The 13,610-nt window shown below is 62.7% G+C and carries 13 protein-coding genes; 11 read left to right on the forward strand and 2 right to left on the reverse strand.

The features are described from left to right. Nucleotides 1–219: 219 nt before the first annotated feature. Both ychF and LKD23_RS09060 read right to left on the reverse strand, forming a co-directional pair. Complete coding sequence (gene ychF / locus LKD23_RS09055) at nt 220–1,353, reverse strand: redox-regulated ATPase YchF (protein WP_227621366.1); 1,134 nt, start codon at nt 1,351–1,353, stop codon at nt 220–222. A gap of 79 nt (nt 1,354–1,432) precedes the next feature. Beyond that, the gene (locus LKD23_RS09060; RefSeq protein WP_227621367.1) at nt 1,433–2,092 is read right to left on the reverse strand and encodes a helix-turn-helix transcriptional regulator; all 660 of its coding nucleotides are present in this window, start codon (nt 2,090–2,092) and stop codon (nt 1,433–1,435) included. A 262-nt stretch (nt 2,093–2,354) separates the two neighbouring features. Here LKD23_RS09060 and LKD23_RS09065 point away from each other — a divergent pair, with 262 nt between their 5' ends. The 11 genes from LKD23_RS09065 to LKD23_RS09115 all read left to right on the forward strand — a co-directional run bounded on the left by LKD23_RS09065 (nt 2,355) and on the right by LKD23_RS09115 (nt 13,605). After that, nucleotides 2,355–2,729 carry a RidA family protein gene (locus LKD23_RS09065; RefSeq protein ID WP_227621368.1) on the forward strand — a complete coding sequence of 125 codons (375 nt, stop codon included), beginning with the start codon at nt 2,355–2,357 and terminating at the stop codon, nt 2,727–2,729. A 37-nt stretch (nt 2,730–2,766) separates the two neighbouring features. Then, nucleotides 2,767–4,095: an L-cysteine desulfidase family protein gene (locus LKD23_RS09070; protein ID WP_227621369.1), complete on the forward strand. Its 1,329-nt coding sequence runs from the start codon at nt 2,767–2,769 to the stop codon at nt 4,093–4,095. An 89-nt stretch (nt 4,096–4,184) separates the two neighbouring features. Next, complete coding sequence (locus LKD23_RS09075) at nt 4,185–5,381, forward strand: dicarboxylate/amino acid:cation symporter (protein ID WP_227621370.1); 1,197 nt, start codon at nt 4,185–4,187, stop codon at nt 5,379–5,381. Between the two features lie 276 nt (nt 5,382–5,657). Next, nucleotides 5,658–6,356, forward strand: coding sequence for a response regulator transcription factor (locus tag LKD23_RS09080; protein ID WP_227621371.1), 699 nt, complete (start codon nt 5,658–5,660; stop codon nt 6,354–6,356). Between the two features lie 35 nt (nt 6,357–6,391). Continuing rightward, nucleotides 6,392–7,873 (forward strand): HAMP domain-containing sensor histidine kinase, encoded by a 1,482-nt coding sequence (locus LKD23_RS09085; RefSeq protein WP_227621372.1) that lies wholly within the window; start codon nt 6,392–6,394, stop codon nt 7,871–7,873. A gap of 231 nt (nt 7,874–8,104) precedes the next feature. After that, nucleotides 8,105–8,755: a ribulose-phosphate 3-epimerase gene (gene rpe, locus LKD23_RS09090; RefSeq protein WP_227621373.1), complete on the forward strand. Its 651-nt coding sequence runs from the start codon at nt 8,105–8,107 to the stop codon at nt 8,753–8,755. A gap of 13 nt (nt 8,756–8,768) precedes the next feature. Then, a complete protein-coding gene (locus LKD23_RS09095) occupies nt 8,769–9,797 on the forward strand; it encodes an RnfABCDGE type electron transport complex subunit D (protein WP_227621374.1) in 1,029 nt (342 codons plus the stop codon). Continuing rightward, nucleotides 9,794–10,522, forward strand: a complete 729-nt coding sequence (locus LKD23_RS09100) for an Rnf-Nqr domain containing protein (RefSeq protein ID WP_227621375.1) — start codon at nt 9,794–9,796, stop codon at nt 10,520–10,522. Before LKD23_RS09095 ends, LKD23_RS09100 begins: the two co-directional genes overlap by 4 nt. Beyond that, complete coding sequence (locus tag LKD23_RS09105; RefSeq protein ID WP_227621376.1) at nt 10,512–11,126, forward strand: Rnf-Nqr domain containing protein; 615 nt, start codon at nt 10,512–10,514, stop codon at nt 11,124–11,126. The genes LKD23_RS09100 and LKD23_RS09105 overlap by 11 nt, the downstream gene beginning before the upstream one ends. Before the next feature lie 24 nt (nt 11,127–11,150). Continuing rightward, nucleotides 11,151–12,254 (forward strand): putative glycoside hydrolase, encoded by a 1,104-nt coding sequence (locus tag LKD23_RS09110; protein ID WP_227621377.1) that lies wholly within the window; start codon nt 11,151–11,153, stop codon nt 12,252–12,254. A gap of 58 nt (nt 12,255–12,312) precedes the next feature. Continuing rightward, nucleotides 12,313–13,605 (forward strand): DUF1015 domain-containing protein, encoded by a 1,293-nt coding sequence (locus LKD23_RS09115; protein WP_227621378.1) that lies wholly within the window; start codon nt 12,313–12,315, stop codon nt 13,603–13,605. The last annotated feature ends 5 nt before the right edge of the window (nt 13,606–13,610 follow it).

A 13,610-nucleotide genomic window follows, 5' to 3' on the forward strand; every position in this document is an offset into this window, starting at 1 on the left:
GAGTCCAGAGGTAGGGAGGGGGGAGTCGAAACACCCCTCCCTGCCTCTGGCCCGCGCGGAGCGCAAGCCACTTGACCTCAAGAAAAAACTTAATCCGCGCTACCAGCGCGCGAACCTGCTTAAAGAAAATCCGGCCCTACTGCAACAGCGCTCTGACCCCCGCGCTACCAGCGCGAAATCCCACTTAAAGGAAACTCAGCCCTGCTGCAACAGCAAAAATCAGACGTTGAACAGGAACTCGATGACATCGCCGTCCTTGACGACATATTCCTTGCCCTCGGTGCGCTGCAGGCCCTTGGCCTTGACGGCAGCATAGTCGAAGTTGTTGGCCTCGAGGTCGCTGTAGCCGATGACGCTGGCACGGATGAAACCGCGCTCGAAATCGCTGTGGATCTTACCGGCAGCCTGCGGGGCCTTGGTGCCCTTGCGGATGGTCCATGCGCGGCACTCCTTCTTGCCGTCGGTCAGGAAGGAGATGAGGCCCAGCAGGTCGTAGCTGGCGGTGATGAGGTTGTCGAGGCCGCTGGCCTCGATGCCCATCTCGGCGAGGAAGGCTTTCTTCTCCTCGGGGGTGTAGTCGGCGATGTCCTCCTCGGTCTTGGCGCAGATGGGGATGTAACGTGCACCCTCTTCCTTGGCGCGTGCAGCCACCAGCGGGACATACTTGTTGTTCTCGATGCCCTCCATCAGGTCGTCCTCGCCCACGTTGCAGGCGTAGAGGACGGGCTTGCTGCTCAGCAGGCCCATCTCGTGGAGCACGGCCTGCTGCTCGGCGTCGCTCTCGTCGAAGTCGAAGCTGCGGGCGGGCTTGCCGCTCTCCAGATGAGCAGCAAGCTGCTGCAGCCATGCAGCCTCGGCGGCGGCCCCCTTGTTGTTGCCGCTCTTTGCAGCCTTGGCCATCCGGCCTGCGCGGTTCTGGACGACCTCGAGGTCGGAGAGGATCAGCTCATAGTCGATGGCGTCGATGTCAGAGATGGGGTCCACGGCCTCGGCCTTGGTCACATCCTCCACGACATGGATGATGTTGTCGTCGTCAAAGCAACGCACCACATGGACGATGGCGTCGCACTCGCGGATGTGGCCGAGGAATTTGTTGCCGAGGCCTGCGCCCTGACTTGCGCCCTTCACGAGGCCTGCGATGTCCACGAACTCCACGATGGCGGGGGTCTTCTTGTTGGTCTGCCAGATCTCAGCCAGCTTGTCCAGCCGCTTGTCGGGCACGGCCACGATGCCGCTGTTCGGCTCGATGGTGCAGAAGGGATAGTTTGCGGCCTCCGCGTTCTTGGTGGAGGTGATGGCATTGAACAGAGTGGACTTGCCGACGTTGGGCAGGCCGACGATACCAAGTTTCATATAAAATACGCTCCTTCACGTCTGATAGACATATTGATACATCTATCATTATACGCGAAGGAGCGTAGGAGTGCAAGGGTCAATCCTTCAGTTTGCTCAGATAACGGTAGATCGTCGCCTCCGAGGAGCCGAGCTGCGCTGCCACCTCGCTGACAGCGCCCTTCATATAGAAGATGCCTGCCTGCTGCAGGTCGTCCACGATGCGTATTTTTTCGTCCATCGTCAGGCGGTCGGGAGGCAGGACACTGCCGGTCACATCGGTGATAGCAGCCTGCACCGCGTCGGGGAGGCTGCTGACGAAATTTTCGACGCCCAGCGTGGGGCTTGGCTCCTGATGCGCCCCACAGAGGGCCAGAAGCTCCTGCGCCATCCGGCTGTATTTGGCGGCGTCAAAGTTGATGCAGAGCATCCCGATAAGCTCGCTGCCGTCTTTGATAAACATAGTGGAGGAGCGCAGCCGCCCCTTGGCCTGCGATGCACCTTGATAGCCCGCAACGTAGGGTTGCTTCTCGTACACTCTGCCGTGGATGAACCGCAGCGCCATGTTGGACAGCGGCGCACCCTCGGTGCGGCCGCTGATGTTGTTGTTCACGATGGCTGCGATGGTGCCCTCCTCGCTGGTCAGATCATGCAGCACCACCTCATAGTCCGGCCCCAACGCCTCACCCAGAAACGAAACCAGCGTCCGATACGGCTCCAGCCTTGCGTCCATGTATGTCACCACTTTCCATTGCTTCATAAGAAAAATAATGAGAATTTATTCTCATCTCGCTGCCTGTATCATATCACGTTCGTCGGCTGTTGACAATGATGATTCGAAAACTCGCTGAAAATTCGTGAAACTGCTTCAAAAAATCCCGCGGATTTGTCACAAGTGATAATAATTTATCATCAAGAGAAAAAATTGTTGACTTTTGCCGCACGCCGCGTTAGGATAGGGGCAGGACAAGGGGCACGAGGGCAAACCGTACCCCTGCAATTCGGAAAAAGGAGAGAGAATTATGAAACAGGCAATCGCCACTGCACAGGCACCCGCAGCCATTGGGCCATATTCGCAGGGCATCGCAGCAGGCCAGACGGTCTACGTCTCCGGCCAGCTCCCCATCGACCCCGCTACCGGGGCCATCCCCGAGGGCATCGCGGCCCAGACCGCACAGTCCCTCAAGAACATTCAGGCCATCCTTGCCCAGCAGGGCATGACACTGGCAGATGTAGTGAAGACCACGGTCTTCCTTGCAGACATGAATGATTTTGCCGAGATGAATCAGGTCTACGGCGAGTACTTCGCACAGCCCTTCCCCGCACGGAGTGCCGTACAGGTGGGCCGTCTGCCCAAGGACGCACCGCTGGAGATCGAATGCATCGCCGTGAAATAACAGAGCATCCTGAAAGAGAAAGAGACGGTGCAACACTATGGAACAGAACATGTTCATTCGCATCCTGAACAGTGAGATGGAGCTGGCTACCGGCTGCACCGAGCCGGGCGCTGTGGCCCTGACTGCCGCCGAGGCAGGTCAGGCCCTGCGGAAGGCCGGTGTGGACAAGGCCGAGGAGATCACGGTCAACGCCAGCATCAACATCATCAAGAACGCCATGTCGGCGGGCATCCCCGGCACCGATTACGAGGGCATGGACTATGCCGCCGCCATCGGTGCGCTGGGCGGCGACCCGGTCTACCTTCTGGAGGTCATGAACCATGTCCCCCGTGAGACGGTGGAGGCGGCCGCCGCGCTGGTCAAGGCCGGCAAGGTCAAGGTGAATGTGGCGCAGGTGCCCCAGAAGCTCTACATTGAGGTCATCGCCAAGGGCGGCGGTCACACCGGCCGCGCCATCGTCCGCGACCTGCACACCAACGTCGTGCTGGTGGAGCAGGACGGCACGGCGACCCTCGACAAGCAGGACGCGGATACCGCCGCATCCGGCGACAGCGATGTCGTCACCCCGGAGCAGATCGCGTCCTTCCTGACCGTCCGCTCCATCTGGGACTACTGCACCAAGGAGCTTGACCCCATGCACGACCCCATCGACATCATCCGCAGCGCCGTGCGGGTCAACTCCGTCATCAGCGATGAGGGGCTTTCCAAGGAATACGGCCTTGCCATCGGACGCAATCTCGACCTCAACTGCCGCAAGGGCCTCATGACCCGCGACCTGACCACCAACTCCATGATCGCTGCCGCCGCCGGTGCAGACGCCCGCATGGCAGGCGCGCCGGTGTCGGTGGTGGCCAACTCCGGCAGCGGCAATCAGGGCATCACCGCAACGATGCCCGTCGTGGCAGCCGCCCGCTGGCTGGACATCGATGAGCCGACCATGCTGCGTGCCGTCACCCTGTCCAACCTCATCGCCATCCGCATCAAGTCGAAGTTCGGACGCCTGAGCAACCTCTGCGGCGCGACCGTCGCCGGGACCGGCGCGGCCTGCGGCATTACATACCTGCTGGGCGGCGGCTATCACGAGATCTGCTGCGCCATCCAGAACATGGTGGGCAATGTCACTGGCATGGTGTGTGACGGCGCAAAGGCAGACTGCGCGCTGAAAATCTCCACCTGCGTCAATGCCGCCTGTCAGGCAGCGGCCATGGGCACCCGCGGCGTCCGTGTCCAGAGCACGGACGGCATCGTGGAGGAGAATGTGGAGCGCACGCTGGACAACTTCGCCATCCTGAGCACCCACGGCACCAGCGACAGCGTCATCCTCGACCTGATGCTCAACAAAGACCACACTCCGGACGCCCAATAAGCGTCCTCACCCTCTAGCAAGCCTGCATCCGCATCCTGCAAAAAACACCCTGCGCCCACAGCGCAGGAGAAGATTAGGGGTAAAATATTATGAAAAAGCTATTCAATAACCTGCCGTTCCGGCTGCTTCTCGGCATCATCATCGGCGTTATTCTGGGCCAGATCTTCCCCGAGAGCGTCATGAAGGTCGTCGTTACCTTACAGTATATCATGGGCCAGCTCATCACCTTCTGTGTGCCGCTCATCATCATCGGCTTCATCGCCCCGTCCATCACCAAGCTGGGCAAGAACGCCTCCCGTCTGCTGGGCGTGGCGATCGTCATCGCCTACGTCTCCTCCGTCTGCGCAGCCCTCATGAGCACCACCGCAGGCTACGCCCTCATCCCGCACCTGTCCATCGACACCGAGGTGGCTGGTCTGAAGACCCTGCCCGGCGTCGTCTTTGAGCTGAACATCCCCCAGATCATGAGCGTCATGAGCGCCCTCGTGCTCAGCGTTCTGGTGGGTCTGGCTGCTACCTGGACCAACAGCAAGCTGACCTGCGACATCCTCGGCGAATTCCAGAACATCGTGCTGGACATCGTCGGTAAGATCATCATCCCCATGCTGCCCTTCTATATCGCTGCTACCTTCTGCAACCTGAGCTATGAGGGCATGATCACCCACCAGCTGCCCGCCTTCCTCCAGATCATCCTCATCGTCATGGCGGGCCACTATATCTGGCTGGCTGTCCTGTACCTGCTGGCCGGCGCATACTCTGGCAAGAACCCGTGGGAGGTCCTGCGCCACTACGGCCCCGCTTACCTGACCGCTGTCGGCACCATGTCCAGCGCCGCCACTCTGGCTGTCGCTCTGGACTGCGCCCGCAAGAGCAAGGTCCTGCGCAAGGACATGGTCAGCTTCGGCATCCCCCTGTTTGCCAACATCCACCTCTGCGGCTCTGTCCTCACTGAGGTCTTCTTCTGCATGACCATCTCCAAGATCCTCTACGGCCACCTGCCCAGCATCGGCACCATGATCCTCTTCTGCGCTCTGCTCGGTATCTTCGCCATCGGTGCTCCCGGCGTCCCCGGCGGCACGGTCATGGCTTCTCTGGGCCTCATCACTGGCGTCCTGATGTTCGACGATGCCGGCACCGCTCTGATGCTCGCCATCTTCGCCCTGCAGGACAGCTTCGGCACCGCCTGCAACGTCACCGGCGACGGCGCTCTGACCCTGATGCTGACCGGCTACGCCGAGAAGCACGGCATCCAGAACAACGACAACCTCCAGACCCCGATCCTGTAAGGACCATCAAAAGATTTGAGCGCATTTCCCTGAAAATACCGGAAACCGGGCTGCGTCCCCCATTCTGACCGGCCCGTGTGATGCAAAAGGGGCTTCCTGCAAAGGAGGCCCCTTTTGTGTTCTCCGGCCCTTGGCCGCCAAAGATTCAAAAAATCATACAAAACCTTCTTTATTTTGTCATAACTGTCCCGTATAATAGAATATGAGTTAAACTCGGGATCGCAGCCGGTGCCCGTGCGGGGCTGGCTTTTGACTGGATAGAGGAGGAACACTCACATGGCAAACGAAAAGATCCTCGTCGTGGACGACGATACCAACATCTGCGAGCTGCTGCGGCTCTACCTGACCAAGGAGGGCTATCAGGTCACGACCGCCAACGACGGCGAAGAGGGCCTTGAGAAATTCAACCAGCTCAAGCCTGATATGGTGCTGCTGGATGTGATGATGCCCAAGATGGACGGCCTCGAGGTCTGCCGCCGCATCCGCAAGCTGGGCAATACCCCGGTCATGATGCTGACGGCCAAGGGCGAGACCTTCGACAAGGTGCTGGGCCTTGAACTGGGCGCAGACGATTACATGGTCAAGCCCTTCGACACCAAGGAAGTGGTGGCCCGCATCAAGGCGGTGCTCCGCCGCTGCACCGCCGCCACCACCCAGACCGAGAGCACCGAGGGCGTCATCGAATTCGACAACCTCCGCCTCGACATGAACAGCTACGAACTGCGGGTCAAGGGCAAGGTGGTGGAGGCTCCCCCGAAGGAGCTGGAGCTGCTGAACTGCCTCGCCTCCCACCCCAACCGGGTCTACACCCGCGACCAGCTGCTGGACGAGGTGTGGGGCTTCGAGTACTACGGCGACAGCCGCACCATCGACGTCCATGTCAAGCGCCTGCGCGAGAAGCTGGCCGGGGCCTCCGACAAGTGGGAGCTGAAGACCGTCTGGGGCGTGGGCTATAAGTTCGAGGTGCGTCAGTAATGCGCAAAAGTATCCCAGTCGCGTTCTTTTCGCTCATGAGCACTCTGCTCATCTTCGGCACGGTGGTCATGGGCGGCTCTGAGCTGGTGCTCTTCAGCCGGTATTTTGCGCAGGAGCGGTACGATACGCTGGATGAGGTGGTCAACGTCGCCCAGCGGACGGCGTCCTATCTTGTGCAGGAGGCCTCTCTGCCCGAGGGCGAAGAGCTGGAAGCCCTGAGCACCAAGCTCGAGATCATCGGCGAGAGCGCGGAGGCCTATCTGTTCTTCACCGACTGCGACGGCAATGTGATGCTGGCGTCCGTGCCGGAAAAGCTGACCGGCGATACGGTGGAGGCTGAGGTGCTGGAAAAGGCGGGCAAGGCCAAGGAGAACTACCATCTCTTCGACACACTGGGCGGTGTGCTGGCGGAGAAAAGCTATATCTCGGTGCGTGAGATGCGCAGCGAGGACGGCGCGTGCACCGGTTACCTCTTTCTCTGCTCGTCCGGCGAGCGGCTGGCGGAGTTCCGCAGAGAGTTCTTCTCGAACTTTTTCCTCTCGGCCTGCCTGATGCTGCTTCTGGCCAGCGTGCTCACGAAGGTGATGATGCACAAGCTCACCGACCCGCTCCAGAAGGTGACGGACGCGGCCCAGCGCTTCGGCGGCGGCGACCTGTCCGTCCGGGTCGAGGGCGTGGACGGCGAGGGCGAGGTGGCCGACCTTGCCCGCACCTTTAACAAGATGGCAGACAACATCCAGTCCAACGACAATTCCCGGGGCCAGTTCATGGGCAACATCGCCCACGAGCTGCGCACCCCCATGACGACCATCAAGGGCTTCATCGACGGCATTCTGGACGGCACCATCCCGCCCGAGATGCAGAACCACTACTTGCAGCTGGTCAGCGAGGAAACGGGCCGTCTGGCCCGCCTCATCCAGAATATGCTGGACCTGTCCAAGCTGGAGAGCGGCGAATATCAGGTGAATGCCCGGATGTTCAACATCTGGGAGACCCTTACCGGCGTGGCTCTCTCGGCTGAACAGCGCATCAACGACGGGATGATCGACATCGACGGCCTGACGATGGACGAGAAGGTACTGGTCTACGCCGACCCCGACCTCATCCATCAGGTGGCCTATAACCTGCTGGACAACGCCATCAAGTTCACCCCCGCCGGCGGCACCATCCGCTTCGGGGTGGAAAAACTCGGCCCGGAGGTGGAGGTCTCCATCTGGAACTCCGGTCAGGGCATCAGCCCCGAGGCGCTGCCCTACGTTTTCCAGCGCTTTTATAAGGAAGACCAGTCCCGGGGCCTCCACGCCCGGGGCGCAGGCCTCGGCCTGAACATCTGCAAGGTGCTGGTCAACCTCTCCGGCGGTCAGATCCGCGTCGAGAGCCAGCAGGGCGAGTGGTGCAGATTCGTGTTCACCCTGCCCGTCCAGCCCCCGAACCCCGGCGGCATGAAGCGTCTGCCCGACGAGAGCGGCCTTCCCGGCGCAGTGGAAGACCCGGCCAGCATGAAGCCGGTAGACTGAATCACAGCGGTCAGACTGCTCCCCAGAGGAGCGGTCTGGCTGCTTTTTGCATTGCAGAAGAAGGGGTGCGGGCGGAGTTTACGTCTTTTCCGTGAAAAACACGGCGGCGGGTTTGATTTTTTCGCCGTTTTCATGTAAACTATAAACAACTATGCCGACTGTCCCCCACAAGGGGCGGCGGCAGGGCAAAAACACAAAAAATCTCTTGGAAACAACAGGGAGTAAAATAAAATGACAACGATCAGTCCTTCGATCCTTTCGGCTGACTTCAGCAAGCTCGGCGCAGACTGCCGTATGGTGCTGGATGCCGGCGCAAAAATGCTGCATTATGATGTGATGGACGGCCACTTCGTGCCGAACATCAGCTTCGGCGTCCCGGTGCTCAAGAGCCTGCACAAGGCCATGCCGGATGCATTCTATGACGTCCATCTGATGATCACCCACCCGCAGCAGTACGCTGAGGCCTTTGCCAAGGCCGGTGCCAGCCTGCTGAACTTCCACCTCGAGTGCGATGACGACATTCAGGAGACCATCGACGCCATCAAGGCGCAGGGCTGCAAGGTGGGTATGACCATCAAGCCCGGCACCCCGGTGGAGGAGCTGGGCTATTATCTCGACCAGCTGGACCTCGTGCTGGTCATGAGCGTGGAGCCGGGCTTCGGCGGGCAGAAGTTCATGCCCTCGGCCCTCGACAAGCTCCGCTGGCTCAAGACAGAGAAGGAGCGCCGGGGCCTGCGCTTCCTGCTGGAAGTGGACGGCGGCGTGGACGCTGCCACCGCTCCGCAGTGCGTCGCCGCCGGTGCAGACGTGCTGGTGGCAGGCAGCGCCATCTATGGTGCGGCCGACCCCGCTGCCGCCGTCCGCGCGCTGGCCGCGCTCTGAGAGGGAACGGCCCATGGATGAAGCATTGATCCGGAAGCAGGAAGAAGAGCTGCAGCACACCGGCAGATACTACAAGCACATCTGCTTTCTCTGCGTGCCGCTGCTCTGCGTCTCCTGCTACCTTTACGGCCTGCGCCCGCTGCTGCTCTGCGGCTTTGCGCTGCTGATGGGCAACCTGTGCGACCGGCTCATCTCGCTGCTGCGCCGCCGCGTCTACCGGCCCGGGGACTATTCCAACGAGAGCTTTGCCCTCGTCATCGCACTGCTGATGCCTGCGACGGTGGACTGGTATGTCCTCGCCGCTGCCATCGTGGCCGGCGTCCTCATCGGCAAAGAGGTCTTCGGCGGCTATGGCAGCTACCCCTTCAACCCGGCTGCCGTGGGCTATGCGGTGGCGGCGGTGTCGTGGCCGGAGCAGGTGTTCCGCTATCCGACCCCTTACACCAGCATCCCCCTGTGGGACGCCTCCGGCGTGGCTACGGCCAGCACCATCTCGGATACCCTGCGCAGCGGCGGCCTCATCAATCTGAGCGGTCTGTCGCTGGCGCTGGGCGAGTATGCCGCCCCGATGGGTGCAGGCTCGGCCCTCGTGCTGGCGGCCTGCGGGCTTTTCCTCTGGGTGCAGAAGGACATCAAGCTGAGCGCTGCCCTGAGCTTTCTCGTCACGGCGGGCGTCATCGTCTTCCTCTTCCCGCGTCAGCTGGGCCTGACCGAGGATGCGTCCTTTGCCGTCAGCGCCATGTTCCGTCTGCGCTGCGTGCGCGACGAACTGCTGACGGGCGCGATGATCTTCAGCGCCGTCTTCCTGCTCAACGAGCCGTATACCTGTGCCCACCACCGGCTGGGCCGCATCCTCTACGGCATCATGGTGGGTGCCTTCACGATGGGCTTCCGCTACTTTGGCGTCTATGAGACGGGCGTCTGCTTCGCGCTGCTGGCTGTCAACAGCATCTCCGGCTGGCTCGACCGCACCGAAGTCCATCTCTACGAGCTGCTCCACAGCAGCTGGAAAAAGCAGACCGGAAAGGGGGATGCCGTATGAAGCGGAGAAGTGCAGAACTCATCGCCCGCGACCCGGAGCGATTCTTCCACCATGACCGCGTCTTCCTGAACAATCCCGTGGTCATGCAGGGCATGGGCCTTGCGCCGCTGGTGGTCCTTGCCACCAATGGCCAGAACGCTCTGATGCTGGCGGCGGCGGTGGCGCTGCTGCTGACGCCCTCCCGTCTGCTGGCCTGTCTGCTGAGCCGCCTGTTCCCCCTGCGGGAGGAGCATCCGTCCAACGCAGAGCTGGAGAAGAAGCTGCTGCCCCGCAGCATCCTCTATTCGGGCAGCGCGGCGGTGGTCTATCTGGCAGCCTACCCCATCCTGAACCGCCTGTTCGGGGTGAGCCTGCTGGTGCTGGGCATCTACCTGCCCATGCTGGTGGTGGAGCCGCTGCTGACCTACCGTTTTGGCCGGGTGCAGGAGTCGCCCCGCAAGGCCCTCTCCAAGGGCGTGCGCATCACGGTGGGCTACAGCCTGCTGCTCCTGCTGCTGGGCTGCGTGCGGGAGTGGCTGAGCGCCGGTACAGTGTTCGGCCATCTGCTCAGCCGCCCCATCCTGCCGATGGCGGGGATGCCGGCAGGCGGCTTCATCGTGCTGGGCGTCCTGTGCGCTGTCTGGCGCGCGCTGGCCAAGAAGCAGAAAGATTATCTGACATCGGAGGCCCGGGGCCTCATGGCAGTCTACCGCCAGAGAGAGGGGGAGCCTCAGGATGAGCAATGATGTGATACAGGCCGTCGGCGTCTTTTTCAGCTACGCCGTGCTGGCCATCTTTGCGCAGAATGCAGTGTTCACCCGCGGTCTGGGCGTCTCCCGGCTGGTTCAGCTGGTGGGCGACGAGCGCACCAGCAGCGGGTGGTTCGCCCTGCTGCTCTGCGTGACGCAGGTGCTGGTGGCTCCGCTGGCTTTCTATGCAGGCAGTTTCGCGGCCGCCCAGCCCAACTTCGCCCAGCTCCGCCCGCTGGTCTATCTGGCCTGTGTGGCGGTGGTGAGCCTGTTTGAATTCCTTGTGCTCTGGGCAGCGCGGGGCAGACGCCACGGCGGCCAGCTGCTCCGCATCCTGCCTGCTGCCGCAGTCAACAGCGGTGTGCTGGGCACGGTGCTGGTGGAGCGTACCCAGAGCTTTACGCTGGAGCAGAGCATGGGCTTCGGCCTCGGCAGCGGCCTCGGCTACCTGCTGGCCGTCATGCTGGTGACGGAGGCCGACCACCGTCTGCGCAGCGAGGCCATCCCGGAGGCGTTCCGGGGCCTGCCCATCACGCTGGTCTATGTCGGCGTGCTGGCGCTGGCCATCTATGGTTTTACGGGCCACTCGGTGATCCTGTAAGGAGTGCAGGAGAAAGGGACGAACATGGCAAAGTATAAAAAGGTCAAGCGGTATCACCGCAGTTTTTACAGCCCCGGTATGTGGGCCAAGAAGGTCGTCGGCATCGTGGTGCTGGTGGCCGTGGTGCTGGTGGTGGGCTGGCTGGCTGCGCCCCATGTGCTGGACTGGGCCACCCACACCTGGTATACCGTGGTGCGCAACCGCGACCTCTCGGCCTCGTCCGGGCCGGCAGCGTCCAGCGTGGCCGCTTCGTCCGAGGCGGCGGCAGAGCCTGCGGCCTCCTCGGAGGTGCAGCCTGCTTCGTCGGAACCCGCCGCCGCGCCCGCCAATGCCATCATTGAGGGCAGCTGGGGCGTTCTGGACACCGCTGCGGCGCAGGATGAAGCTTCGCTGCGGGCAGCGGCGCAGGAGCTGGCCCGGCAGGGTGCGGCGTATGCCGTCGTGACTCTGAAGGACAGCAGCGGGCAGATCCTGTACCCCTCCGCCCTCCCCGCTGCGGCGGGCAGCATCGAGGGCGCATTCCTCGACCCGTCCCTCATCGCCTCGGTGCTGAAGGAGAACGGCCTTGTGCCGGTGGCCAAGCTGGCTGCCTTCCGCGACCCCGCCGCCGCCCGCGCCAACCGCGGCATGGCCATCGGCTACACCGGGCAGGAATACCTCTGGCTGGACAATAAGGCCTCGGCCGGCGGCAACCCGTGGCTGAACCCCTATTCCGACGAGGCTGTGCAGTTCATCGGCGACCTCATCGGCGAGGTGCAGAGCATGGGCTTCGACCATGTCCTGATGGAAAATGTCCAGTTCCCGCTGGCCCAGAACGGCAAGCAGGACTTCGGCTCCACCGGCGGACGCGGCCGCAGCGCCCAGCTGGCGGCGGACATCGCCCTGTGGGACGCCCGCTTCAGCGGCAGCGTTACCCTGTGGTACGGCTACTCGCTGGCGCAGGTGACGGACGGTGCCGCCACCGTGGGCGGCAAGGCCGATGCACTGGGCGTTAAGAATCTCGTCGTCGAGGTGCCCGCCAAGCAGACGATGGACGAAGCCGCCCGCAATGCGCTGAGCGACGCTCTGGCAGCCTCCGGCGTGGAGCACACCGTGTTCTGGGACGACGCTGCGGGGCTGCTCCGGTAAGAAGATCACGCGGCCTGTTTCGCTGCCGGTGATCGTATAGAGAGTGAGGAATGTAACCATGAAACCTGCATCCTGCTTTGGCCCGGCCCACATCCTTCTGCCCAGAGAGGACATCCCTCTGGAAAAGTGGGGCTGTGTGGCCTGTGACCAGTTTACCAGCGACCGTGCCTACTGGGAGCGGGCAGACGCTGCTGTGGGCAGCTGCCCCAGCACCCTGCGCCTCATCCTGCCGGAGGTTTTCCTCGGGGACAAGGACGCGGCCCAGCGCGTGGAGCGCATCCACGCCGCGATGGACGCCTACAGCCGGGATGTGCTGACCCGCGCCGTGGACGGCTTCGTCTACGTCGAGCGCACCGAGCAGAGCGGACGGGTGCGGCAGGGCCTTGTGGGTAAGATCGACCTTGAGGCCTACAGCTACGAGAAGGGCAGCCGCCCGGCCATCCGGCCCAGCGAGCGCACCGTCACCGAGCGCATCCCGCCCCGTATGACCGTGCGCCGGGGGGCGGCGCTGGAGACGCCCCATGTCATGATGCTGGCCGACGACCCCGGCTGCACCCTCATCGAGCCGATCGGCGCGCACAAGAGTGCGCTGAAAAAGCTGTATGAGGGCGAGCTGATGCAGGGCGGCGGCCACATCGCCGGATGGGCCGTGGAAGACCCCGCCCTGCTGGCCCAGATCGAGGCCGCACTGGCCGGGCTGGGCAGTCAGGAGGCCTTCGACGCCAAGTATCCGCAGGCCAAGGGCGCAGCGCCCCTGACACTGGCCGTGGGCGATGGCAATCATTCGCTGGCTGCGGCCAAGGCCTGCTGGGAGGAGCTGAAGCCCACCCTGACGCCGGAAGAGCGGGAGAACCACCCCGCCCGCTGGTGTCTGGCCGAGGTGTGCAACGTCCATTCGCCCGCCATCGAGATCGAACCCATCCACCGCGTCCTCTTCAACGTGGACTGCGGCGCGGTGCTGCTGGCCCTCATCGCGTGGAGCGACGCCAACATGGCCGGGATCTGCTTCGGCGACTCGAAGCAGCAGGCGTTCACGCTGGCAGGCCCCCATGTGTCCAATGTCCTCAGCTTTGAGGACCCCGTCGCCCCGCTGACCGTGGGCACGGTGGATGAATTTATCGAATATTTTATGGCCCGCCACAGCGAGGCCCGGGTGGACTATGTCCACGACGAGCCGGCTGTCCGCGCCCTGACCAAGCAGGGCGGCGTGGCTTTCCTGCTGCCGCCCTTCGAGAAGAGCGACCTGTTCAAGGGCATCGTGATGGGCGGCGTGCTGCCCCGCAAGACCTTCAGCATGGGCCATGCGGAGGAGAAGCGGTATTACATCGAGTGCCGCAGGATCAAAGAATGACCAAG

It is taken from the genome of Faecalibacterium butyricigenerans, from assembly GCF_020687345.1.
GTDB lineage: Bacteria > Bacillota > Clostridia > Oscillospirales > Ruminococcaceae > Faecalibacterium > Faecalibacterium butyricigenerans.

What these genes read in the sequence shown, in the direction of transcription:
- LKD23_RS09105 (WP_227621376.1), top strand. Translation starts at nt 10,512, where the DNA reads ATGAGCAATGATGTGATACAGGCCGTCGGCGTCTTTTTCAGCTACGCC.
- LKD23_RS09065 (WP_227621368.1), top strand. Translation starts at nt 2,355, where the DNA reads ATGAAACAGGCAATCGCCACTGCACAGGCACCCGCAGCCATTGGGCCA.
- LKD23_RS09075 (WP_227621370.1), top strand. Translation starts at nt 4,185, where the DNA reads ATGAAAAAGCTATTCAATAACCTGCCGTTCCGGCTGCTTCTCGGCATC.
- LKD23_RS09115 (WP_227621378.1), top strand. Translation starts at nt 12,313, where the DNA reads ATGAAACCTGCATCCTGCTTTGGCCCGGCCCACATCCTTCTGCCCAGA.
- LKD23_RS09060 (WP_227621367.1), bottom strand. Translation starts at nt 2,092, where the DNA reads ATGAAGCAATGGAAAGTGGTGACATACATGGACGCAAGGCTGGAGCCG.
- rpe (WP_227621373.1), top strand. Translation starts at nt 8,105, where the DNA reads ATGACAACGATCAGTCCTTCGATCCTTTCGGCTGACTTCAGCAAGCTC.
- LKD23_RS09085 (WP_227621372.1), top strand. Translation starts at nt 6,392, where the DNA reads ATGAGCACTCTGCTCATCTTCGGCACGGTGGTCATGGGCGGCTCTGAG.
- LKD23_RS09070 (WP_227621369.1), top strand. Translation starts at nt 2,767, where the DNA reads ATGGAACAGAACATGTTCATTCGCATCCTGAACAGTGAGATGGAGCTG.
- LKD23_RS09110 (WP_227621377.1), top strand. Translation starts at nt 11,151, where the DNA reads ATGGCAAAGTATAAAAAGGTCAAGCGGTATCACCGCAGTTTTTACAGC.
- LKD23_RS09080 (WP_227621371.1), top strand. Translation starts at nt 5,658, where the DNA reads ATGGCAAACGAAAAGATCCTCGTCGTGGACGACGATACCAACATCTGC.
- LKD23_RS09100 (WP_227621375.1), top strand. Translation starts at nt 9,794, where the DNA reads ATGAAGCGGAGAAGTGCAGAACTCATCGCCCGCGACCCGGAGCGATTC.
- ychF (WP_227621366.1), bottom strand. Translation starts at nt 1,353, where the DNA reads ATGAAACTTGGTATCGTCGGCCTGCCCAACGTCGGCAAGTCCACTCTG.
- LKD23_RS09095 (WP_227621374.1), top strand. Translation starts at nt 8,769, where the DNA reads ATGGATGAAGCATTGATCCGGAAGCAGGAAGAAGAGCTGCAGCACACC.